This window comes from Planomicrobium soli (genome assembly GCF_003014655.1).
GTDB classification, from domain to species: Bacteria; Bacillota; Bacilli; order Bacillales_A; family Planococcaceae; genus Planococcus; species Planococcus soli_B.
Window position 1 is genome coordinate 16,745 of the sequence record NZ_PYAT01000010.1, and the last position, 21,188, is coordinate 37,932.

General features: G+C 42.7%; 26 protein-coding genes and 1 riboswitch. Of the genes, 11 read left to right on the forward strand and 15 right to left on the reverse strand.

The features are described 5' to 3' along the window. The first annotated feature begins 189 nt into the window (after positions 1-189). Genes B0H99_RS12865 through mnhG form a run of 7 tightly spaced genes read left to right on the forward strand, consistent with a single transcriptional unit; the run spans position 190 to position 5,944 of the window. Positions 190-2,604: a Na+/H+ antiporter subunit A gene (locus B0H99_RS12865; protein ID WP_106534094.1), complete on the forward strand. Its 2,415-nt coding sequence runs from the start codon at positions 190-192 to the stop codon at positions 2,602-2,604. Next, complete coding sequence (locus B0H99_RS12870; RefSeq protein WP_106534095.1) at positions 2,591-3,013, forward strand: Na(+)/H(+) antiporter subunit B; 423 nt, start codon at positions 2,591-2,593, stop codon at positions 3,011-3,013. Before B0H99_RS12865 ends, B0H99_RS12870 begins: the two co-directional genes overlap by 14 nt. After that, positions 3,013-3,360: a Na(+)/H(+) antiporter subunit C gene (locus B0H99_RS12875; RefSeq protein WP_106534096.1), complete on the forward strand. Its 348-nt coding sequence runs from the start codon at positions 3,013-3,015 to the stop codon at positions 3,358-3,360. The genes B0H99_RS12870 and B0H99_RS12875 overlap by 1 nt, the downstream gene beginning before the upstream one ends. Next, on the forward strand, positions 3,353-4,834 hold the full coding sequence (locus B0H99_RS12880; RefSeq protein ID WP_106534097.1) for a Na+/H+ antiporter subunit D: 1,482 nt from the start codon (positions 3,353-3,355) through the stop codon (positions 4,832-4,834). Before B0H99_RS12875 ends, B0H99_RS12880 begins: the two co-directional genes overlap by 8 nt. 6 nt (positions 4,835-4,840) lie before the next feature. Next, on the forward strand, positions 4,841-5,320 hold the full coding sequence (locus B0H99_RS12885) for a Na+/H+ antiporter subunit E (RefSeq protein WP_106534098.1): 480 nt from the start codon (positions 4,841-4,843) through the stop codon (positions 5,318-5,320). After that, positions 5,317-5,598, forward strand: a complete 282-nt coding sequence (locus B0H99_RS12890) for a Na(+)/H(+) antiporter subunit F1 (protein WP_106534099.1) — start codon at positions 5,317-5,319, stop codon at positions 5,596-5,598. Before B0H99_RS12885 ends, B0H99_RS12890 begins: the two co-directional genes overlap by 4 nt. Next, complete coding sequence (gene mnhG, locus B0H99_RS12895; protein ID WP_106534100.1) at positions 5,582-5,944, forward strand: monovalent cation/H(+) antiporter subunit G; 363 nt, start codon at positions 5,582-5,584, stop codon at positions 5,942-5,944. Before B0H99_RS12890 ends, mnhG begins: the two co-directional genes overlap by 17 nt. Before the next feature lie 38 nt (positions 5,945-5,982). Here mnhG and B0H99_RS12900 read toward each other — a convergent pair whose 3' ends face one another. After that, on the reverse strand, positions 5,983-7,473 hold the full coding sequence (locus B0H99_RS12900) for a leucyl aminopeptidase (RefSeq protein ID WP_106534101.1): 1,491 nt from the start codon (positions 7,471-7,473) through the stop codon (positions 5,983-5,985). Positions 7,474-7,621: 148 nt separating this feature from the next. Here B0H99_RS12900 and B0H99_RS12905 point away from each other — a divergent pair, with 148 nt between their 5' ends. Continuing rightward, positions 7,622-8,095 (forward strand): divergent PAP2 family protein, encoded by a 474-nt coding sequence (locus B0H99_RS12905; protein WP_106534102.1) that lies wholly within the window; start codon positions 7,622-7,624, stop codon positions 8,093-8,095. A gap of 40 nt (positions 8,096-8,135) precedes the next feature. On the opposite strand, the gene B0H99_RS12910 is transcribed toward B0H99_RS12905, so the two are convergent. From B0H99_RS12910 to B0H99_RS12925, 5 genes are all read right to left on the reverse strand, one after another. After that, complete coding sequence (locus B0H99_RS12910; RefSeq protein WP_106534103.1) at positions 8,136-8,465, reverse strand: YuiB family protein; 330 nt, start codon at positions 8,463-8,465, stop codon at positions 8,136-8,138. A 206-nt stretch (positions 8,466-8,671) separates the two neighbouring features. Further along, on the reverse strand, positions 8,672-8,797 hold the full coding sequence (locus B0H99_RS17870; protein WP_181313667.1) for a YuiA family protein: 126 nt from the start codon (positions 8,795-8,797) through the stop codon (positions 8,672-8,674). 127 nt (positions 8,798-8,924) lie between these two features. Then, positions 8,925-9,428 (reverse strand): NUDIX domain-containing protein, encoded by a 504-nt coding sequence (locus B0H99_RS12915; protein ID WP_106534104.1) that lies wholly within the window; start codon positions 9,426-9,428, stop codon positions 8,925-8,927. Between the two features lie 58 nt (positions 9,429-9,486). Beyond that, positions 9,487-10,701 carry an NAD(P)/FAD-dependent oxidoreductase gene (locus B0H99_RS12920; protein ID WP_106534199.1) on the reverse strand — a complete coding sequence of 405 codons (1,215 nt, stop codon included), beginning with the start codon at positions 10,699-10,701 and terminating at the stop codon, positions 9,487-9,489. A 28-nt stretch (positions 10,702-10,729) separates the two neighbouring features. Then, a complete protein-coding gene (locus tag B0H99_RS12925) occupies positions 10,730-11,029 on the reverse strand; it encodes a hypothetical protein (protein WP_106534105.1) in 300 nt (99 codons plus the stop codon). Positions 11,030-11,245: 216 nt separating this feature from the next. On the opposite strand from B0H99_RS12925, the gene B0H99_RS12930 reads away from it, so the two are divergent. Continuing rightward, positions 11,246-12,865 (forward strand): bifunctional metallophosphatase/5'-nucleotidase, encoded by a 1,620-nt coding sequence (locus B0H99_RS12930; protein WP_245894533.1) that lies wholly within the window; start codon positions 11,246-11,248, stop codon positions 12,863-12,865. Between the two features lie 168 nt (positions 12,866-13,033). On the opposite strand, the gene B0H99_RS12935 is transcribed toward B0H99_RS12930, so the two are convergent. Both B0H99_RS12935 and B0H99_RS12940 read right to left on the reverse strand, forming a co-directional pair. Beyond that, positions 13,034-13,396 (reverse strand): HesB/IscA family protein, encoded by a 363-nt coding sequence (locus B0H99_RS12935; protein WP_106534107.1) that lies wholly within the window; start codon positions 13,394-13,396, stop codon positions 13,034-13,036. Positions 13,397-13,516: 120 nt separating this feature from the next. Beyond that, positions 13,517-13,753 carry a NifU family protein gene (locus tag B0H99_RS12940; RefSeq protein WP_106534108.1) on the reverse strand — a complete coding sequence of 79 codons (237 nt, stop codon included), beginning with the start codon at positions 13,751-13,753 and terminating at the stop codon, positions 13,517-13,519. A gap of 83 nt (positions 13,754-13,836) precedes the next feature. Between B0H99_RS12940 and B0H99_RS12945 the strand changes: the two genes are divergently transcribed. After that, positions 13,837-14,163, forward strand: a complete 327-nt coding sequence (locus tag B0H99_RS12945) for a YuzD family protein (RefSeq protein ID WP_106534109.1) — start codon at positions 13,837-13,839, stop codon at positions 14,161-14,163. Between the two features lie 37 nt (positions 14,164-14,200). On the opposite strand, the gene B0H99_RS12950 is transcribed toward B0H99_RS12945, so the two are convergent. After that, on the reverse strand, positions 14,201-15,268 hold the full coding sequence (locus tag B0H99_RS12950; protein ID WP_106534110.1) for an NAD(P)/FAD-dependent oxidoreductase: 1,068 nt from the start codon (positions 15,266-15,268) through the stop codon (positions 14,201-14,203). Positions 15,269-15,419: 151 nt separating this feature from the next. Between B0H99_RS12950 and B0H99_RS12955 the strand changes: the two genes are divergently transcribed. After that, positions 15,420-15,656: a YuzB family protein gene (locus B0H99_RS12955; RefSeq protein WP_106534111.1), complete on the forward strand. Its 237-nt coding sequence runs from the start codon at positions 15,420-15,422 to the stop codon at positions 15,654-15,656. 20 nt (positions 15,657-15,676) lie between these two features. Here B0H99_RS12955 and B0H99_RS12960 read toward each other — a convergent pair whose 3' ends face one another. The 6 genes from B0H99_RS12960 to B0H99_RS12985 all read right to left on the reverse strand — a co-directional run bounded on the left by B0H99_RS12960 (position 15,677) and on the right by B0H99_RS12985 (position 20,893). Beyond that, positions 15,677-16,441: a TIGR01457 family HAD-type hydrolase gene (locus B0H99_RS12960; protein WP_106534112.1), complete on the reverse strand. Its 765-nt coding sequence runs from the start codon at positions 16,439-16,441 to the stop codon at positions 15,677-15,679. Then, on the reverse strand, positions 16,428-16,886 hold the full coding sequence (locus B0H99_RS12965) for a DUF86 domain-containing protein (protein WP_106534113.1): 459 nt from the start codon (positions 16,884-16,886) through the stop codon (positions 16,428-16,430). Before B0H99_RS12965 ends, B0H99_RS12960 begins: the two co-directional genes overlap by 14 nt. Before the next feature lie 85 nt (positions 16,887-16,971). Further along, the gene (locus B0H99_RS12970) at positions 16,972-17,301 is read right to left on the reverse strand and encodes a YutD family protein (protein ID WP_106534114.1); all 330 of its coding nucleotides are present in this window, start codon (positions 17,299-17,301) and stop codon (positions 16,972-16,974) included. Positions 17,302-17,470: 169 nt separating this feature from the next. Continuing rightward, positions 17,471-17,587, reverse strand: a complete 117-nt coding sequence (locus B0H99_RS12975; RefSeq protein ID WP_106534115.1) for a methionine/alanine import family NSS transporter small subunit — start codon at positions 17,585-17,587, stop codon at positions 17,471-17,473. A 14-nt stretch (positions 17,588-17,601) separates the two neighbouring features. Then, positions 17,602-19,122, reverse strand: coding sequence for a sodium-dependent transporter (locus tag B0H99_RS12980; RefSeq protein ID WP_106534116.1), 1,521 nt, complete (start codon positions 19,120-19,122; stop codon positions 17,602-17,604). Positions 19,123-19,327: 205 nt separating this feature from the next. Beyond that, entirely contained in the window at positions 19,328-20,893 is a 1,566-nt protein-coding gene (locus tag B0H99_RS12985; protein ID WP_106534117.1) for a Na+/H+ antiporter NhaC family protein, read from the reverse strand. A 108-nt stretch (positions 20,894-21,001) separates the two neighbouring features. Further along, positions 21,002-21,185: riboswitch (Lysine riboswitch) on the reverse strand. Between the last annotated feature and the right edge of the window lie 3 nt (positions 21,186-21,188).

Consider the following 21,188-nt stretch of genomic DNA (forward strand, 5'->3'; position numbering starts at 1 on the left):
TTTCTTATCAGAAATCGTCTTTTTTTACTTGTATTTGGTCAGTCACAAAATTTCCTTAATTGAGTTTCTTCCTATTTCTATAACTTAGTCTTTTCTCCCCTTTCTCTTCCCCAACGATGCAAAGCCCTTTCATTTACGTTATAATTTCTCTAGCAGTCTATTATGTAACGTTTTGAAAGGAGGATTCTTTTGTCATTCGTATTTTTGATTTTCCTGCCTATTTTGGCAGCATTGTTCGTTCCCCTATTATTTAAAAAAATGAGGCAAATCCATACAGGTTGGTTTGTATTGATTGTTCCGGTCATTCTGTTTGTTTATTATGCCATGCTAGTGCCAACAACCTCAGAAGGAGGTCAGCTTGTTTCAAGTTTCCAATGGATTCCTTCTCTTGATATTGCCATTGTCGCTTATATCGATGGACTTAGCTTGTTGTTCTCGCTGCTGATCACCGGAATCGGAGCTCTAGTTGTTCTGTACTCAATCTTCTACTTGGACAAAAATCGGGAGCAATTACATAATTTTTACGTTTATTTGATGATGTTCATGACGGCGATGCTTGGCGTGGTCCAATCAGACAACCTGATTTCCCTTTATTTCTTTTGGGAATTGACATCCATTTCTTCATTCCTGCTCATCGGGTATTGGTATACGCGTGACCGGTCACGGTTTGGTGCACTAAAATCGATGATGATCACCGTCTTTGGCGGCTTGATGATGCTCGGGGGGTTTGTGTTACTCGGTATAATGGGCAATACGTATTCAATCCGCGAATTGATCGCCCAAGCACCAGAAATGGCTTCACACAGTTTCTTTACATGGGCATTGATTTTGATCTTGCTCGGGGCTTTCACAAAGTCAGCCCAATTCCCTTTTTACATCTGGCTTCCTGACGCAATGGAAGCGCCTACTCCAGTCAGTGCTTACTTGCATTCTGCGACTATGGTTAAAGCGGGATTGTATTTGGTTGCACGGTTCACGCCAATCTTCGCAGTTTCCGGAACATGGATGTGGCTTGTCGCCGGAGTAGGTTTGTTCACAATGTTCTGGGGTTCATTTTTTGCGCTGAAGCAAAAAGATTTAAAAGCGATTCTCGCTTTCTCTACCGTCTCTCAGCTCGGCTTGATCATGTCTTTGCTTGGTGCCTCTGCAGCCGGCTACCATATTGGAGGTGCTGCGGATACGGTATTCAAGTACGCGGCATTTGCAGCGATTTTCCACCTCATTAATCATGCAACATTCAAAGGCAGTTTGTTCATGGTCGCTGGTATTGTCGATCATGAGACAGGTACCCGGGATATCCGGAAGCTTGGCGGCTTGATGGGTTTGATGCCGATCACTTTCACTATCGCCATGATCGGATCCTTTTCAATGGCTGGTCTTCCGCCATTCAATGGATTCCTAAGCAAGGAAATGTTTTTGACGGCGATGCTGTCTTTAACTGAATTCAACTTATTCTCAATGGATGTTTGGGGAGTCCTGTTTCCTGTCATAGCCTGGATAGGCAGTGTCTTTACGTTCATCTACAGTTTCTTTTTCGTTTTCCATACATTTGCCGGAAAACATAAACCTGATTTACTGCCCAAAAAAGCGCATGAAGCGCCAATCGGCATGCTTGTTTCGCCCGCTTTTTTAGCCCTTCTTGTCTTGGTTATTTTCTTTATCCCGAACCAAGTCGGGGACTGGCTTATCAAACCGGCCGTTGTAGCTATTCAGCCATTCCTGTATACGGCTCCAGCTGATGTTAATATTCATGTTTCCGCTTGGCACGGTTTACAACCGGAATTCTGGATGACGCTCGGCATCTTCTTGGTCGGCGGCCTGCTGTTCTGGAAGCTGCACAAATGGCAGCGCGCTTATGACCGATTCCCGGATAACTTTACGTTGAACCGGCTATACGACAACTTGATGTATTTGAGCGACGGCGGTGCCAATCGCTTTTCAGCCCTTTACATGACAGGGTTCATACGCTCATATCTTGTTTATATGTTCAGTTTCTTGATCATTATTGTATTAGGTGCATTGGTATTGAATGATGCATTCTCGATCAATTTGAATAACCTTGCACCGGTCGGATTTTATGAAATTGTTATTTTGCTTGCGCTGATTGGTTCTACAGTTACCATTCTCGCTTCAAAATCACGTCTGACAGCCATTATTGCTTTAGGCGCAGTCGGCTATTCAATCGCTTTGTTCTTTGTTATTTTCCGAGCGCCGGATCTTGCTTTAACTCAATTAGTTATTGAGACAATTTCTGTCGCACTCTTCCTGTTAGCTTTCTATCACTTGCCGCAACTGAGCTTAAAAGAAGAACGGATGAAATTCAAATTAGGAAATGCCATTATTGCGTTAGGAGTCGGGGTTACGGTTACACTTGTCGCTCTTTCGTCTCATTCGCAAAAAGCATTGCCTTCCATTTCACAGTTCTACAAGGAAACCGTTTATAGTGAAGCTGGCGGCGGTAATATTGTTAACGTTATTTTGGTCGATTACCGAGGATTTGATACGCTGTTTGAAATAGCCGTGCTTGGCATTGCCGGCATTGGCATTATTACAATGATCAAGCTTCGTTTGAGTAAAAAGGAGGGTCAGCATGAGAACCAATGATGTAATGCTGCAAACCGCCACAAAAGTAGTAACTTTCATCATTCTGATGTTTGCCGTACACATTTTCTTCGCTGGCCATTACACTCCAGGCGGCGGTTTTGTCGGCGGCCTGCTGACTACCAGTGCAATTGTCTTATTGATGCTTGCTTTCGATGTTAAAACGGTCAAAAAGATTTTGCCGATTAATTATGTCATTATGACAGCAGTCGGATTATTGATCGCAATCGCTACGGCAGCGGCATCAATCATTTTCGATGTTCCGTTTTTCACTCACGCTTACGATTATTTTGATTTGCCGCTCTTTGGAAAAACCTCCCTGCATTCTGCAATGTTATTTGATGCAGGTGTTTACTTGGTTGTTGTCGGGGTTACGATGACCATTATTCAAACGATTGGAGAAGATGAATAATGGAAATAATTATGTCAGTCGCCATTGGTTTTCTGTTTATGGCCGCTGTTTATCTAATGCTTTCTAAAAGCTTAATCCGCATTATCATAGGAACAGGCTTGTTGAGCCACGGGGCGCATTTGTTGCTTTTAACAATGGGCGGTCTGGGCGGACAAGCTCCTCCGGTAGTTGCAGATGGTGTCAGCGTCGGCGATTATGCCGATCCTTTACCGCAAGCTTTAATTTTAACTGCAATCGTTATTTCATTTGCAGTTACATCATTTTTCCTTGTCGTCGCTTACCGGTCTTATCAGGAGCTCGGAACAGACAATATGGAGCAACTGAGAGGAACTGATGACTATGAGTAATATGCTTTTGTTTCCAATTTTAATACCTCTGGTCTTTGCCACTATCCTGATGGTTTTCCCGAAAAATGTCAGAATGCAGCGTATTGTGGCCGCAGCAGGTACCTTATTCACCCTGATTGCTTCACTTTTCCTGTTGGTTAAAGTTAATAACGATGGCGTACAAGCCATTACGTTGGGCAGTTGGCCAGCTCCTTTCGGCATCTCGATGGTATCGGATTTGCTGTCTGTCTTGCTGGTTATCAGTTCATCACTGATTACACTATTTGTAGTTTTGTATAGCTTCCCTTCCATCGGCATCAAACGAGAACAATCGTTTTACTATCCAGCTGTGCTCTTCCTGATGACAGGTGTCAACGGGGCGTTCACAACGGGCGATATTTTTAACTTGTTCGTTTTTGTCGAAGTGCTCTTGATGGCTTCTTATACATTGATCGTCCATGGCGGAGAAAAGCCGCAATTGCGGGAGTCCATTAAATACCTGCTGGTGAATATCATTTCCTCAGCCCTATTCGTTGCTGCAGTTGCGTTTTTATACTCAGTTACCGGCACATTGAATATGGCAGATTTAGCAGTGAAAATCCCACAGATTGAAAGTACAGGAATCTTAACCGTTATTGCCGTCCTATTCTTAGTGGTGTTCGGCTTTAAAGCTGCGATTTTTCCTTTGTACTTTTGGCTGCCTGGTTCCTACCATGCTCCGCCAATGCCGATTCTGGCATTGTTCGGCGCTTTGCTGACGAAAGTCGGCGTTTATGCCATCATGCGAACTTACACGTTGTTCTTTGTCATGAACACCGGCTTTACTCATGAATTGCTTGGCATTGTTGCGATTTTAACGATATTGGCAGGATGTGTCGGCGCGCTTGCCTATTTTGATGTTAAAAAAATCATCATTTACAATATCATTATCGCTGTCGGCGTCATCCTCTTTGGTGTTTCCCAGCTGAATGAAGCAGGCGTTCAAGGCTCAGTCTTTTATTTGATTCATGATATGCTGATCAAAGCTGCTCTTTTCTTCTTAGTCGGCATTATAGCCGTTTTATTTGGAACGACGGACTTGAGGAAGATGGGCGGGTTGATCAAAACTTACCCGGTCCTAGGCTGGGTATATTTGATCGCTGCATTCGGTTTGGCCGGCATCCCTCCGTTGAGCGGGTTCCCAGGAAAATTATTGATTGTTCAAGGTGGATTTGAAGGTCCTCAATTTTGGGGCAGCCTTGTTATTCTAGCGACTAGCTTGATTGTTTTGCTGAGCGTTGTCCGTATCTTCATTTATGCTTTTTGGGGCAATCCGGTTGAAACTATGCCAGTCACAAAAACGGTTTACCGCCAGATGTTCGTCCCGACAGTAATCCTTGTCTCCTTTACTGTGGTACTCGGGGTCGGCGCGGAATTCTTCATGCCTCTTATTTCCGGGGCGGGCGAAGTACTGCTGAATCCAGCCCTCTATATAGATGCAGTGTTAAAGGAGTAGATGAAGATGGCTTTACAAATTTTATTAAATTTCTTTCTGGCTCTTGTCTGGATGTTCATGACGGTTTCCTTTACGCCAGCCGGATTTGCAATCGGCTTTCTAGTGGGACTCGGAATCATTATTATGATGAGGAGATTTTTTTCTTACCGCCTTTATACCTCAAGGATCTGGGCGGTCTGCGCTCTGCTTCTCCTGTTCTTAAAAGAACTGGCCCTATCCAGTATCCAAGTTCTTCGGATTGTTATAAAACCGAAAATGGATATTAAACCAGCAATTTTTGAATTGGAAACAGACCTGAAGTATGATTGGGAAATAACTTTATTGTCAGCTTTGATCACTTTGACTCCAGGTACATTAGTTGTTGGAATATCGGACGACCAGAAAAAGCTTTACATTCATGCCCTCGATTTTAAAGATATCGATGAAGCGGTAGACTCCATAAAAAATACATTTGAACGAGCAATCTTGGAGGTGAGCCGGCCATGATGGCATTTTATTGGATTTCGCTGATGTTAGTCAGCTGCGCTTTCGCCGGCCTGCTTTTCAGGCTTGTAAAAGGACCTACTGTAGCTGACCGTGTCGTTGCTTTAGATGCTATTGGAATATCATTAGTTTCGATCATTGCTTTATTGTCGCTAATCATGGGCACAGCGTTTTTTCTGGAAATCATTTTACTGTTAAGTATTTTGTCTTTCATTGGAACAGCCGCTTTTGCCAAATTTATTGAGAGAGGAGAGATTTTCGATCGTGACCACAATCGTTAATATCCTCATAATTGTTCTGATTAGTACAGGGGTTCTATTCAGCCTTGTTACGGCTATCGGCCTTGTACGCTTACCGGATGTTTATACGCGTACACACGCTGCTTCAAAAAGCTCCACCCTTGGTGTTTTATGTATCCTGATGGGCACTACCATCCATTTCTGGGCAGTTGAAGGCATTTTTAATACACAGATGGTCATTGCTATTGCCTTCTTGTTCATCACGGCTCCAGTAGGCGGGCATTTGATTGGGAGAGCCTCTTACGTAGCCGGCATTAAACTAGCTGACGCTACAGTTCGCGACGATTTAAAAGGTGTTTTTGATCAAAAAACAGATATAAAAAAATAAAAAAAACGGACAGCGTAAATTTAACGCTGTCCGTTTTTTCACTGTTCTTCTGCCATTCTTTCCACCAACATAGCAAGTGTCCGCACCATAACGCCAGTACCGCCTTTTGGACCAAGATCATAGGCTGAGCCTGCGTCTGAGGTTCCTGCTATATCCAGATGGATCCACGGTGTCTCTTCTGCAAATTCCCCGACAAAACCTCCGCCAAAAATCATATGGCCGTCGCGGCCCGGTGAATTGTTCAGATCTGCCACATCGCTTTTACGAATGCGCTTTTTATCGCTTTCCGTCAATGGCAATCTCCAGACAAACTCCCCTGTTTCCAGTGCAGCTTCCATGAATGTTTCGAAAAACGCTTCGTCGTTTGTAAGAGCACCTGTTTTGTCTTTGCCAAGCGCTACAATGACGCCGCCTGTAAGAGTTGCTACATCGACGATATGCGTGGCGCCAAGCTGTTTTGCGTACGTGACGGAATCGGCCAGCACGAGTCGGCCTTCTGCGTCCGTATTGAGAATCTCAATTGTTTTACCGCTTAAAGATGTAATAACATCATCCGGCTTGAATGCACTGCCTGAAACCATATTGTCTGTTGAAGCAATAACCGCCACCACATTTTTTTCCGGCTTCAATTCGCCGATAACTTGCATTGCGCCGAGTACAGCTGCAGCTCCGCCCATATCGCCCTTCATGCCGACAATGCCATCTTTCGGCTTCAAGGAATATCCCCCAGTATCGAAGGTGATCCCTTTTCCGACAAGTGCCAATGGATTGTCAAAAGCTTCCGTCGCTTTATACTTCAGAACAATCAGGCGCGGCTCTTCGACCGAGCCCTGATTGACTGCCAGGATGGCACCCATTCCAAGTTCCTCTAGTTCAGCTTTTCCGAGAATATCCGTTTCAAAGCCGTACATGTTCCCTAACTCTTGTGCGTAATCGGCAAGCGCTGTCGCGGTCAGAAGGTTCCCAGGCATGTTGACAAGCGTACGTGCTTCATTGACTGATAGCCCAAAAACTTGGCCAATGAATGCAGAAGCTTCCACTTCCTCAGCGTCTTCTTCGGTAAGGATGGATACGGTCTCAATCAGGCTGTCCGGTTCATTAGATGTTGTTTTATAGTCATCAAAACGATAAGCCCCGAGCGTCATGCCTTCAGCCATTAAATAGGCTGCATTTTCAGCAGTGATGCTATCGTTTTGGAAAGATCCCAAGTAAACTGCTGCAGATTTGATTTTTTTCTTTGTTAGCTCTTTGCCCACTTGACCAAAAACAGCACGCAAATCTTCTTCCGTCAACTTTTTGCGTTCGTTCAAACCAACAAACAAGACGCGCGGAATCGCACCGGATAAAGTCGGATATGTAACGAGCGATTTCAGGTCGAAAGAAAGATCTTTTGTCCAGCCTTCCAATTTACCGCTAAAACGTTCTGAGAATTGCTGCCATCCTTTCGTGTTTTCTGGATGACGGCTAAGGCCCACGACCAAGATTTCGGCTTCCACATTTTCAGTATTCGATTGTACAATCAAATTCATGCTAAATCCTCCTCTTTTTTCTGTTCTGTTTTAGTTTAGCATGTATTACGCCGCCCGAGTAGTTCGCTAAACGAAATGAATGCACAAATAAATCCAGAGTTGAATGTGATATACTAAGAAAAGATTTTCTATTGAAAGGTTGTTTTAAATGGACATTTTTTCAAACTTCCCGCTTATGGCCGGCCTTTTTGCTATTCTGTTTGCCCAATTTGTTAAAATTCCGATTCTGTACCTTGTAACACGGCAAGTAGATTGGAAACTGTTCACATCGACTGGCGGTATGCCGAGTTCTCATTCAGCTGCGGTGACTGCGTTAACTACAGCTGTTGCCATCGAGCATGGTGTAGATTCAACAATTTTTGCTGTCGCCACTTTGTTTGCCGTAATCACCATGTATGATGCAACCGGCGTCCGTTTCCAAGCCGGACAACAAGCATTAACAATTAATAAACTCCGGAACGATTTTAATATTTTCGTAAACGAAACAAGAAATTGGCAGCAGAAAAAAGAAGAAGAAAAAATTGAAGAATTAAAAACGCTTCTTGGCCATAAACCGAGCGAGGTGCTCATGGGTGCCATTACCGGTATTATCATTGCTTTCGTATTCTATGCCGTCCTATAAAAAAACTGCCAAACCGAATTTCGGTTTGGCAGTTTCATTTTTAAAACATTTGATAACCCATTTTGCGCAATATTTTCATAACAAACCCTGAAGTGACCGCCCCTGCAAATCCTGCCACCAGCACTGCAATATCCGTGCCAGTCAAAGAAGTTAAAGTAGTGCCAAGCATTGAAAATGATTCGCCCGGGTTGGTAAAATAGTCGAAAAAGCCGACATCGTCAATAATGAGTAAAACAACTATCGGATAAACAACAGCCATAAGCCATGTCATACGAAGCAACATATTCAGTAAAAAGCCGATCCCGAAAAACATTACATAAAATAAAAGCATAGAAATAATTAATTGCACAATGGTAATAGAATTGTTCATGAATGTTAACCTCCGATATTCCTTTCATAAGTTTAACTGAAATACGGAGGGCTTTCAATCAGGCGGCACAGAGTTCATTGCTTTGTCACAGAAATGAGGCAACGTTTTGGCAATCCAAATTTAAGAAGGATGTCTCCATTTAATACTTTTTTACAATAAAAAAACATCCATGGAACCAGTCCATAAATGCTTTTGATTTTAATGTATTATTTTTTTCCGGAACCAGAACAGCAGGAGCACGTTTCTGAACCACCCAACCGCAATTGGAAATAACCTTTACCGGCACAGTAGGGACATTGATTGGTTGGCTTAGTTACTTTGAAGAATCTCATCTGAAACACCTCCTTGGTTGCTTGTTCTTAATATTCAGAAATATATCACATATCACTTTACTATGCAACGATAAAAACTTAATGAAAGCGGATACATTTAATTTTTATTTTTTTTTACTTTATTTCTTCACATTTGCTTCCTAAAAAACAATTTGTATAGCGAATAGCCAAAAACTTCACCTGGTTCAATCCCTTCAATGGGCTGGAATCCTTCTTCGGTAGTATACAACGCCATTTCATGAAGCATGACCGAAACTTCCGGGTCACTCGCCAACTCTTCAGGAGATTTCCAGACTGCTTCAAAAATTTCAGACTCCTGTACTTTAATCACTTGTTTTTCATCTTCTGCTTTCAATAAAAAGATCGCCATATTATCGCTGATTTCTCCGCGGATAACTCCTGAGCGAAAACCAATCATTTTCAGCACCGCGCAATCGATACCTGTTTCTTCCATCACTTCTCTGACCACCGCTTGGTCAATCGTTTCTGAAGCAGATACAAAACCGGCTGGCAATGACCACTTGTTTTTCAAACCGCCATACTTCTTTTTTACAACGAGCCATTCTTTCCTGGAGTTTACAACCAATCCAGCTGCAGCGAGCCAGACGTTTCCTCTTGTACGTTTTGTCATTGCCTGCATCCCCTTTACTAAAAAAAGCTCCCGCTAAGGGAGCTTTTACTTAAAATCATTAAATTACGTTAAACTTACCTTTTTTCATAACCAATTTTGCTCCACCAACCATGAATAATGCACGGTTGTCGATCATTTTCTTCATGAACGAAGCACGCTTGCCGGTAACTTTTTTACCGAAAACAACACCAATTGCATCATCTTCACCAAGAGAGCAGACAGTTCCTTTTAAATCCGGAACAAATGTAGCTGTATCTTCGCCCTTGATCAACGCATTAATGTTTTTCGCAATTGTTTCACCTTGCTGCATAGCAATCTGGGCAGTAGGCGGATATGGACGGTTTGTTTCTTCATTGATCATCAGTGCACAGTCGCCGACGATAAATACGTCAGGGAACCCAGGAGCGCGAAGGTCTTTTTCAACTTTAACGCGCGCACGCATGCTTTCGATCTGGCTAGCTTCAAGAACGCTGCTGCCACGGACTCCTGCAGCCCAGACAACAGTTCCAGCTTTGATGAACTCAAATTGGTCATCAGCTTTTTTAATCTTAACGCCTTCTGGAGTCGCTTCTACAACCGGAGTTCCGATTGAGAATTCGATTCCTTTTGCTTCCAAGTGGCCCACCGCATAGTTCACAAGCTCCGGATCAAATCCAGGCAATACCATCGGTGCAGCTTCTACACAGATAACGCGGACTTTTTCACGCGGAACATCAAATTCCTTGCATAGTTCTGGTACGCGGTTTGCAAGTTCGCCAAGGAATTCGATTCCAGTGAACCCTGCGCCACCTACAACGATCGTCAAACGGCTGTCGTCTTTTATCGGTTCAGTTGACCATGTTGCAAATTGATATTCAATATGCTCACGGATATAACGGGCAGCTTTCACGTTAGCGATTGAAAGAGCATACTTATCCAAACCTTCGATACCGAAAGTTTCGCCTTCAAATCCTAAACCAATAACGAGGTAATCGTAAGTATACTCGCCATTGTCAGTCAACACCCGTTTGCCGACTACATCAATTTCCTCAACAGTCGCTTGAACAAATCTTGTTTTTACGCTGTCGATAACTTCTTGGATGTCATAACGCACTTCTTCAGGAAGCATTGTTCCTGCAGCCGCTTCATGCAGCCATGTGCTTTCGTAATGGTATTCATTTTTGTTGATCAACGTAATATCTGCGGCATCTGTGCCAAGAACTTTCTGCAAGTTTACAATAGTCATCAAACCACCGTAACCTGCCCCTAATACTAATATTGACGGTCTTTTCAACACAATCGCAACCACCTTCGGTTAATTTTTACATCGGAAAAATAAATGTGCATAACGCAACTGATTCCAATAAACTCCTATAGTCTATATTAGCCCTTTTACATGGTGATTTCAACTGCTTACTATCTTGTTGGATAAGCTTTGCTAACGTTTGTTCAAGCTTTAGGCACAAAAGATGAAAGGCCCTCAGCTGGATAAGTAAGCAAGTTTTTTTCCGCACAAACAATGCTCCATTGCGTTTAAACATTGCTAAAATCTTTTCTAGTAATAAATCTTTTTCACTTGCTTTAGAAAAGGCAAAAACTACAGTAATCATAGTATGGACCATTGCCTACCCTTTTATTCATTACTTTATTTAGATTTGTAAAGAAAAAATTAACTTTTATTTTCTGAATCGAAATACCCTATTAAAAATTCAAATTATTATGATAGGATATTATTGGCATTGATTCCTGATATAACTGGTATTCCCGGAATTTTCTTGCCACATGTTTTCCGTTTCTTGTTTTATTAATCTTTTATTTACAGGAGGATGTATCAGCACATGCAGAATAACATGAAAAAGAAATTTCAAGTGTTTGCTAGTACCGCGTTGGCTTTAGGAGTTTTTGGTTCTTCGTTTGCTGCACCTATGGCAGAAGCAGCACCTGGAAAAGATGCAACAGTTTCAAACCGTGGCATTGAAGTTCAACTCTTGGCTGTTAACGATTGGCATGGACAAATTGATGTTACGCGCAAAGTAGGCGGAAGAGATGCTGGCGGTGCTGAATATTTAGCAGCGTACTTGAAACAAAGAGAAGCAACCAATAAAAATACTTTGCTGATTCACTCTGGGGATATGACTGGCGGAAGTTCGCCGGCATCTGCTCTTTTGCAGGACGAACCGACTGTTGAAATCATGAACAAACTTGGCTTTGATATAGGCACCCTTGGTAATCATGAGTTTGACCGCGGCGTAGACGAATTGAAACGTCTTCTTGACGGTGGCTTCCATGAAACAACTGGAAATTTTGAAGGCGCTGATTTCCCTTATGTCGCCGCCAATGTTGTCTACAAAGATTCTGGTAAAAACTTGCTTCCAGCTTATAATATTCAAAAGGTCAATGGCATGAAAATCGGCTTTATTGGTGTGGTTACAAAAGATATTAAAGATGTTGTAATTGCAAGTGCATTGGAGAATATTGAAGTTACAGATCCAACAGCAGCTGTCGATAAAGCTGTTGCAGATTTGCAGGCACAAGGAGTCAAAGCGATTGTTGTCTTGGCCCATGCTCCCGCATCTTCCAAAACCGATGGAACCAATGCTACTGGAGAAGCTGTTGAGTTAGCGAAAAACATCAACGATGAAGTCGATATCATTATAGGTGCGCACAACCATGGCTATGCCGACGCAATTGTCGACAATAAATTAGTTGTACAAGGATATTCTTACGGAACGGCATTTACGGATATCGATTTAGTCATTGATCCGAAAACAAAAGATATTGTTCAAAAGTCCGCTGAAGTCGTTACTACTTTCCATGACGGCATCGAGCCTGATGCGGAAGTAAAAGCTATGGTTGAAGGCTATAAGGCAGAAGTTGCTCCCCTAATCAACCGAGAAGTCGGCACAGCTGCTGAAGCCATTATGAAAACGGGCGACGCCAGCGGAGAATCTGCACTCGGCAATTTGATTGCCGATTCCCAACGTGCTGCGCTGAACACTGACTTTGCTTTTATGAATCCAGGCGGTATCCGCGCAGACTTGAATGCCGGACCAATCACTTGGGGTGAATTGTATACAATCCAGCCTTTTGGAAATCTTCTTGTCAGCACAACATATACTGGCCAGCAAATCAAAGACGTATTAGAGCAGCAATTTACTGCAAGCAAAACAACAATCCTGCAAGTTTCCGGGTTGACTTATACTTACGACAAATCGGCTCCAATCGGCAGCAAAATCACAAATCTAAAAGATGTTAAGGGCAATGAAATTACCTTAGACAAAACATACACTGTCACACTTAACAACTTTTTGGTCGGCGGCGGAGACGGTTTCTCCAAATTTAAAGAAGGCACTAATCAGGTTGTTGGATCTGTTGATTTGGATGCTTTGGAAGCTTATATCGCTAACTTCGGCGGGCCAATCATAGCTCCTACTACTGACCGCATTTCAGTGCAATAAAACAAACAATTCCGGAGACCATAATGAAGGTCTCTGGAATTTTCTTGGTTGTTTAAGGCTCTTTTCTAGCAACAACTAAAGATATTCCAAACAGGAAAGAAAAACCACCCAGTCAAGCGAAGTGAATGATCGCTTTTCCGGATGGTTTTTTTCTTTTCGAGTAAATTATTAACAGTTTTCAGGAGTCCCCGCTTTTTTCGCTGTACGGAAAGAAGTTCCGCAACCGCATGAAGCGATGGCGTTTGGGTTTTCAATGGTAAAACCGCCGCCCATCAAGGATTGCTTATAATCGACAACTGTGCCGTTTAAAATGCCTGCATCTTCTTTTGCCACCAGCACTTTGATGCCGAATTGTTCGTACTGTTCATCATCCGAACCTTGTTCTTTCTCAAATCCCATGCCGTATGTCAAACCGCTGCAGCCGCCGCCTTTTACAGCTACCCGGAGAAATGATCCTTCTTCTTCGTTATGGCGCATCATCTCTTTTACTTGAAACGATGCCGCTTCTGTTATTATTACCGCTTGTGTCATCCCTATCACCTTCCTATACAGTTATCATAGCAATGTTTTCCATCTCTATTCAAGCGAGGCAACTTCGAAATGCACTTTTGTTTGTTACAAAAAAAGGGACCTGCAATAGGTCCCTTGGCATTAAAATACTTGTTCTACTTCTACAACGCCAGGAACTTCTTCCACTAACGCGCGTTCAATACCTGCTTTTAATGTTATGGTCGAACTCGGGCAGCTTCCACATGCTCCAAGCAGACGAAGTTTAACAATTCCATCCTCAATATCAACAAGTTCGCAATCTCCACCGTCACGCAAAAGGAATGGACGCAATTTATCTAAGACTTCCATTACTTGATTTTCCATCAAAGCTTCAGCCATTTATATCGACTCCTTTCATTATAATCATTATAATGTGATTAGAGGGAAAAAGCCACTAATGAATTCATAGGAGGAAGACATTTATGCCGAAAGAATTATCGATTGAAGTTTACGGAACCGAGGTAATTTGCGCAAGTTGCGTAAATGCGCCTTCTTCTATTGACACGTATGAATGGTTAGAAGCGGCAATTTCGCGGAAATACAAAGACCAGCCGTTTTCAATTACCTATATCGACATTGAGAAACCGCAGACAGAAGCCCACAAACAAGATTATGCCCAGCGTATCTTGGACGATGAATTCTTTTACCCGCTTGTCCTAGTCGAAGGCGAAGTTGTGGGTGAAGGTTATGTGCAGTTAAAACCTGTCTTTAAGGAACTCGAGAAACATGGATTTGCAGCAGCTGAATAAAAAGAAGCTCGCAATTATATTGCGAGCTTCTTTTTGTTTATCCATTATGCCATTTATACATCCACAATACGCCGGATTTCATTAAACGTGCAATACGTCCTGTGACTGTGCGGTCTGCCAAATAAGCAAACCCTTGCTTTTTGCCAAGTGAGCCAAGGAAGCCTTTCAGCTTGATTTCCGGCATCGTCTCGGGCAATGTTTCTCCATTCCAAACCGCTTTCAGCACTTTAACGATTTGTTCAGCCTGCTCTTCAGCAAGCTGGGCAGAAGGAGACATTGGCAATGCCGCGCAATCCCCAACAATATAAACATGCTCGTCATTCGGCAATTGATGGTATTGATTGATTACTACGCGTCCGCTATTGTCCGTTTCAAGGCCCATATCCCGAACCGGCTTTACCGGCTGGATTCCTGCTGTCCAGACAACCGCGTCAACTGGAATGGTTTCTTCATGATTATGAAGAAGTTTTGGTTCTACTTTTGTAATATTAGAGCTAGGTACAACTTCCACATTATTGCTGTCAAACCACTTTTTCACAAAGTTGCTCAAGCGTTCCGGGAAGTCGCGCAGAATACGCGGGCTTCGGTCAAATAACTTGATCTGCAAATCTTTGCGGCTTTCACGAAGTTCGCTGGCAAGCTCAATTCCGCTGAGCCCAGCTCCAACTACGCCAACTACGGCGCCTGACGGCAACCCCAAAAGCGCTTGGTATGTCTGGCGGGATTGCCCAATTGTCTGGATGCTGTACGTAAACTCATCGGCACCCGGCACATTATGGTACTTGTCTTCACAACCAAGGCCGATGACCAAATCATCATAGGTCACTCGCTCTCCGTTTTCCATCAAGACACATTTTTCTTCAAGATCAATCTCTAAAATTTCACCATTCACGATTTTCAACCGGTCATGTTCTGGGAATGGAACACGCACATCATGGTCCGATTCAGTCCCTGCCGCTAACGCATAGAACTCTGTTTTCATGCTATGGAATGGTGTTCGGTCGATTAGAGTAATTTCTACATCTTGCGGCAAATTGTTCGGCAACAGGCGCAGCAAAATACGCATATTGCCATATCCTCCACCAAGTAAGACTAGTTTTCTCATAAAAATCTCCTTTGAAATCTTTCTGTCTGCTCATTTTCTCCACTATGAGTATAGCTGATTGTGATAACTTTCACAATATATTTCACTAAAATCAATTAATTGACTAACGCCAAGAAAAAAGGTAGGATTTCGTTGTAGCGAGGTGAGCCCAATGAAACCGATTGTTGAATTTTGCATCAGCAACATCGCCAACGGAGCACAAGGTTCTTTTGAGAAACTGGAACAGGATCCTAATTTAGATGTCTTGGATTATGGCTGTCTGAGTTACTGCACCCAATGTGCAGAATCTCTGTATGCTTTAGTGAATGGTGAAATTGTAGAAGCTGATTCTCCGGAAGAGTTAACACAAAAAGTGTATGATTTTATAGAAGAAAATCCCTTGTTCTAAGCCGTTTAAAAACGGCTTTTTTATATTTCCCATGTAAGCAAACTTTCAAGAGCGTAAGTTGGTTGAACTTCTTTTTTCAATACTTCTTTTGTTGAAGTGACTCCGGTATTGACGTGTACGGTATCAATGCCAAACCGGATGCCCGCTTTGATATCGGTGTCGTAATTGTCGCCAATCATCACCATCTCCTCTTTAGCAAACTTAAAGTCCAACATAATGGCTTCCAGCATATGCATCTCAGGCTTGCCGATATACATAGGCTCAATGCCTGTAGATGCTGCAACGAGTGTCGTATAGGCCCCGTTGCCCGGTATAAGGCCTTTTTCCGAAGGATAAGCAAGATCACCGTTTGTTGAAATGAATGTGGCGCCTTTCCGCACTTCTAAACAAGCATTCGCCAGCTTATCAAAGTTAATGTTGCGGTCGATTCCCATAAGAACAATGTCTCCATTTTCCTTTACCCGCTTAATTCCTTCTTGTAACAATGCTTGCTCTAATCCAGTTGAACCTATCATATATACCGACTTCTTCGGATGCCAGTGCTTGATATATTTAGCAGCTGCGACAGCTGAAGAAATTATGCGCTCATTCTCAGCTTTTATACCAAAACGCGCTAGCTTATCGCTTAGTTGTTTTTGCGTCATGGACGCATTGTTAGTTACAAAGAACGGTTCGATCCCTTTTCGCTGGAGCCGTTCAATAAACGCTTTCGCTTCTGGAATTACTTCCGTTCCCCGGTAAACTGTCCCATCTAAATCCAGGCAATAGGCTTTATAATTCTTCATTTTCAGTCTCCGGTAAAAATGCCGATACGGGCCCAAGTTCATGTTCTAGATAGTGCTCCGCTTTCGGACCGAATTTTTTCAGTTCATCAAAACTTTCGTCAAGAATGGCAATTATTTTGGAATGATCAGCTTTCATGAATTCACGCACCAACATCTTGCGTAACGCAATCACTTTTTTCAACGGCTCATCCATTTCTGCTGTAATGACTTTCTCATCCGTCAAAATATCGATGATGTCGTCATAGCTTCCCGGGTCACGCATAATAAACCCATCAATCATTGTATTGCCGACATCGATAATCGATTCGATAACATTAGAAGCCAGCCGTTCCAAAGCCAGTTGATCTTCAAGCGATTCCCAGCTGTTTTTGTTTTCGTATAAGTCTAACAAAGATTTCATATAAGAAACCGTCTGCGTAATTTTTGTGCGGTCAATAAAATACATAAATTCTCCTCCGTTTTTCTTTTGTAGATCGCGAATGTTCTCATTTTACATCATATCATACGCACAGAAAAAAACCCTCGACGGATCATGCTTCCGGTTCGAGGGTCTCTTCTGGGGCTGTTTCTTGCACTGGCTCTTGCGCTTTGCCAATTTTCTTGATGACAAAGTAGGCGCAGCCAAAGTTACAGTACTCATACAAGTAATCTTGCAGCGTGCTTATTTTTGTGTCGTATGTCGCTTTATGGTTAGTATCTTCAAAAAATCCTTTTAAGCGCAACTGCCCGTATCCCCAGTCGCCTAAAATATAATCATACTTTGCTAATATTTCACTATACCGGTTTGTAAGTGCCTCTTCTTGGAACGCTTCGCGGTAATCGATAACTATCTCGTAATTCCACTGCTCTATCGTGATCAAATTTCTCACCATCCATTAGCTGAGATTTCAGCTTCTTTGTACAGTAAACTGTATCTTGGGATTTAACTCCCCGCCGTTAACTTCTCTTCCAAATGTAACATAAAGACTGCTCTCTCACAAGCTAATGAAAATAGAAAACCCGGAAGCGAAGGCTTCCGGGTTTTACGTTTTATGCGCTTCTTTTTGCTTTTTTGCTTTTGCTAACGGCGTTCCCGATACTTGCAGCTAAACCGCCCCAAATGATTAACATACCAATAATCATAACTATGATTGCGCTTGTTGACATAGTATAGGCCCCCTTTATTTTTCTTCTTTAAATTGCGCCTGGCTCTTATGCCATGCACCTAATGATGCCAAGATGCCTAAAATGATAGCTGCTGCAGCTACTGCCGCTCCGCTTCCCAAAATAAACATATTGGAGTAACCTTCGTAGTTTCCAGTTTCTGTATCAAATTGCTTTAAAATATTCGTTCTAAGCAACCCGAACATCATGTATCCTAATACGATTGGTGTAATGATGCCTAAGCAAAACTTCCACCAGCCGCCAAGGCGAATATCGGAAATGCTGTTTGCATGGTCGCGCAGCAGATCTGCTTTGCGGAATACCCATACTACAAGAACAACTTCCACAAGTCCAACAGCGGCAACGCCGAATTGGTTGATGAAATAATCGGCTACATCCAGGAAGTACAATCCGCCTTGAGTAGCAAACAAAATGGAAATCAAGGCAGCCAACCCGCCACCAAATGCAACTGCTTTGTTACGCGTTATGCCAAACTTCTCAGAAATACCCGCTACATATGTTTCAGTAATCGAGATCAATGAAGTTAGTCCCGCAAGTGTCAAGGATAAGAAGAACAAAGCTCCAAAGAAGCCGTTAAATCCTGGGAATTCATTAATGATCTGCGGGAAGACAACAAATGCTAAACCAACCCCGGCAGAAGCTACATCTGCAACCGCTACGCCTTGTTGGCTTGCCATAAATCCTAATGCAGCGAATACGCCAATACCTGCAAGCAACTCAAATGCAGAGTTAGCAAATCCAGTAATAAAAGCGTTATTCGTGATATCCGATTTTTTCGGAAGGTAACTTGCGTAAGTGATCATGATAGCAAAAGCGACTGACAAACTAAAGAAAATATGCCCGTATGCCGCTACCCAAACCGAGGGATCCATAATGGCCTCGAAATTCGGTTTAAAGAATGCATCAAGACCCATTGCCGCTCCATCCAATGTTAGAGCGCGTATAACAACGATCAAGAAAATCACAACAAGAGTCGGAATGAAAATACGGTTCGCAAGCTCGATTCCTTTTTTAACCCCTGCCAGCAAAATTCCAAGAGCGATTGCCCAAACGAGCACTAATGGAATAAAGACGCCCCAGACAATTCCACCTGTTTGTCCAGGTTGAACCGTTAACTGCAAGAAATCGTTAAATAGGAAATCTTGTGTGTCTGCTCCCCAAGCTTGATTGAACGAGAAGATAGTATACCGCATCGCCCATGCGATAATGACTGCGTAATAACATGATATGATAAACGATACAAAAACCGCCCACCATCCAAGCCATTCCATTTTTTTGCCGCCTAATCTAAAAAATGATAACGGTGCAGATCCGCGGAATTTGTGGCCGATGGTGAATTCTAGAATAAGAATAGGTATGCCTGCAGTCAACAAGGCAAACAAATAAGGTATAAAGAATGCTCCTCCACCATTTTCATAGGCCACATACGGAAAACGCCAAATGTTTCCTAGACCAACCGCTGAACCTACAGCAGCCAAGATAAAGCCGGCGCGTGTTCCCCACTGTGAACGTTCCATTTTTTTTCCCCCTTTAATAGTTTCCATTTTTCTTGCAGAAAAATAGGAAGTTTGTATATTTTCAGATTATTTATTAATCTAAAATCAGTATACCGAGGGGCATATATAAAGTAAAGATGATTTCAAAGAATTTTTACAAAAAACTATTCACTCAATAATAAAAAAGCAGAAATCATAGATTTCTGCTTTCAAGAATACTAGTTTTCTAATGTTTTTCAATGATTGGTTGTTGCCTAGACCAAAAAATGAATAATATTACTAAAATAATAATCACTGTTCCAAGCGCCATAAAGAGAGAGCCGGTTATACCTATGACTATATATCCGATTGCAGCGATGACAGCTGCAGTAATCGCATAAGGAAGCTGTGTAATAACATGATCTATATGGTTGCTTCCCGCTCCAGTCGACGAAAGAATGGTCGTATCCGAAATCGGAGAGCAGTGATCGCCGAAGACAGCACCAGCTAAAACCGCTGCCAGCGCCGGCAACAATAAATCCGGTTCAGCTTGCGACATGATTTTCCCGGCAATCGGCAATAGAATCCCAAATGATCCCCAAGACGTTCCGGTTGAAAAAGCCATCACGCCAGCTAAAAGGAATAACAGCACCGGCAAAATTGCAGTAGGAATATTCCCTTTCGCTACAGCATCAGCTAAATACTGGCCGGTTTGAAGGCCGCCGATCAAATAAGTCAAAGCCCAGGCAAAAATCAAAATAAGCACAGCGCCTATCATTGATTTGATTCCTGCCAAGATTCCCCTGCCAATCCAGCTAGCGTTAGCTGCTTTATTGTATCTTATCTGCAGAGCATAAAGAATAATCGAAGTGCTGGCACCTAACAATCCACCTGTAAGAAGAGAAACAGGAACATCTGTGTTTTCAAAAATCAGCCAGATGTCAAAAACTTGACCAGCATTTTGATAACCCGTCCAAAGCATCGCACTAACCGTTCCGACTACCAATAGTAAAATTGGCAACAATAGATCCGATACCCGCCCGTGGTCATGTGCAGGAAAGTCTTCTTTCATTTCACCCGGAATCGTTTTTTCTGCATCGAACAATTGCCCCGTGGTAATAGCCAATGTTTCGTGCTTTCTCATCGCTCCAAAATCAACGTCTCGCACAGCAACAAAAATTACAATGGCCATTGACGCCACCACATAAAAGTTCATCGGTGCCATCCATAGAAAAGCTTCTATAGCAGACATTGTGACATAAGTTTGCCCTGCTAAAATCGTCGCGACGATTCCAATTATAGCTGCACCCCAACTGGACACTGGTGATACTACACAGATCGGAGCAGCTGTCGAATCGATAAAGTAAGCTAATTTTGCCCGCGAAATTTTATAACGGTCTGTAATCGGCCGTGCCACTTGGCCGACTGCCAAGGCATTAAAATAATCATCAATAAAAATCAGGATACCCAGAAATACTGTAAGAATTTTTGCGCCTCGCCGGGACTTGATGCGTTTAGATGCCCAATCAGCAAAGGCGCGGCTGCCTCCGGACAAGCTGACAAACGCAGTAATAACTCCAAGAAGCAGCAAAAACAACAAGATAAAAACATTATAAGCGTTGAAGCCCTCGTCCCAGAATGTAATTGCAAACGAGTTAAAAAGCTCCTTCAGTGCTTCAATTGGCGAGAACGCCGTTAATATAAACGCGGCCGCTACAATTCCAGCGCCAAGCGAAAGCAGAACACGCCGAGTCAAAAGCACCATTACGATGGCTATTATCGGCGGCAAAATCGAAAAAATCGTATTCTCCATGTACAATATCCTCCTAGTTTTAGATGGAAGAGAAAATAGAAAAAGCCGGCTGCTCCATAAATGGATCCAGCCAGCTTTTTAAAATTCGTCTGTGCATAAAACATCAAACAATCCTATAGCTCTCCATTTATGAACGAACATAAATGACAGTGGCATTCTTATTCAGAATACCCCCAGCTCGTTTAGCCATAACAATCGCTAAACAAGCTTCGGCAAATCTTCCTTTCCGATACGTTCAACGCTGTTAAACTCCCGTATCTTACTGATAAGCTTTGCGGCCTCTATCCATCAATAT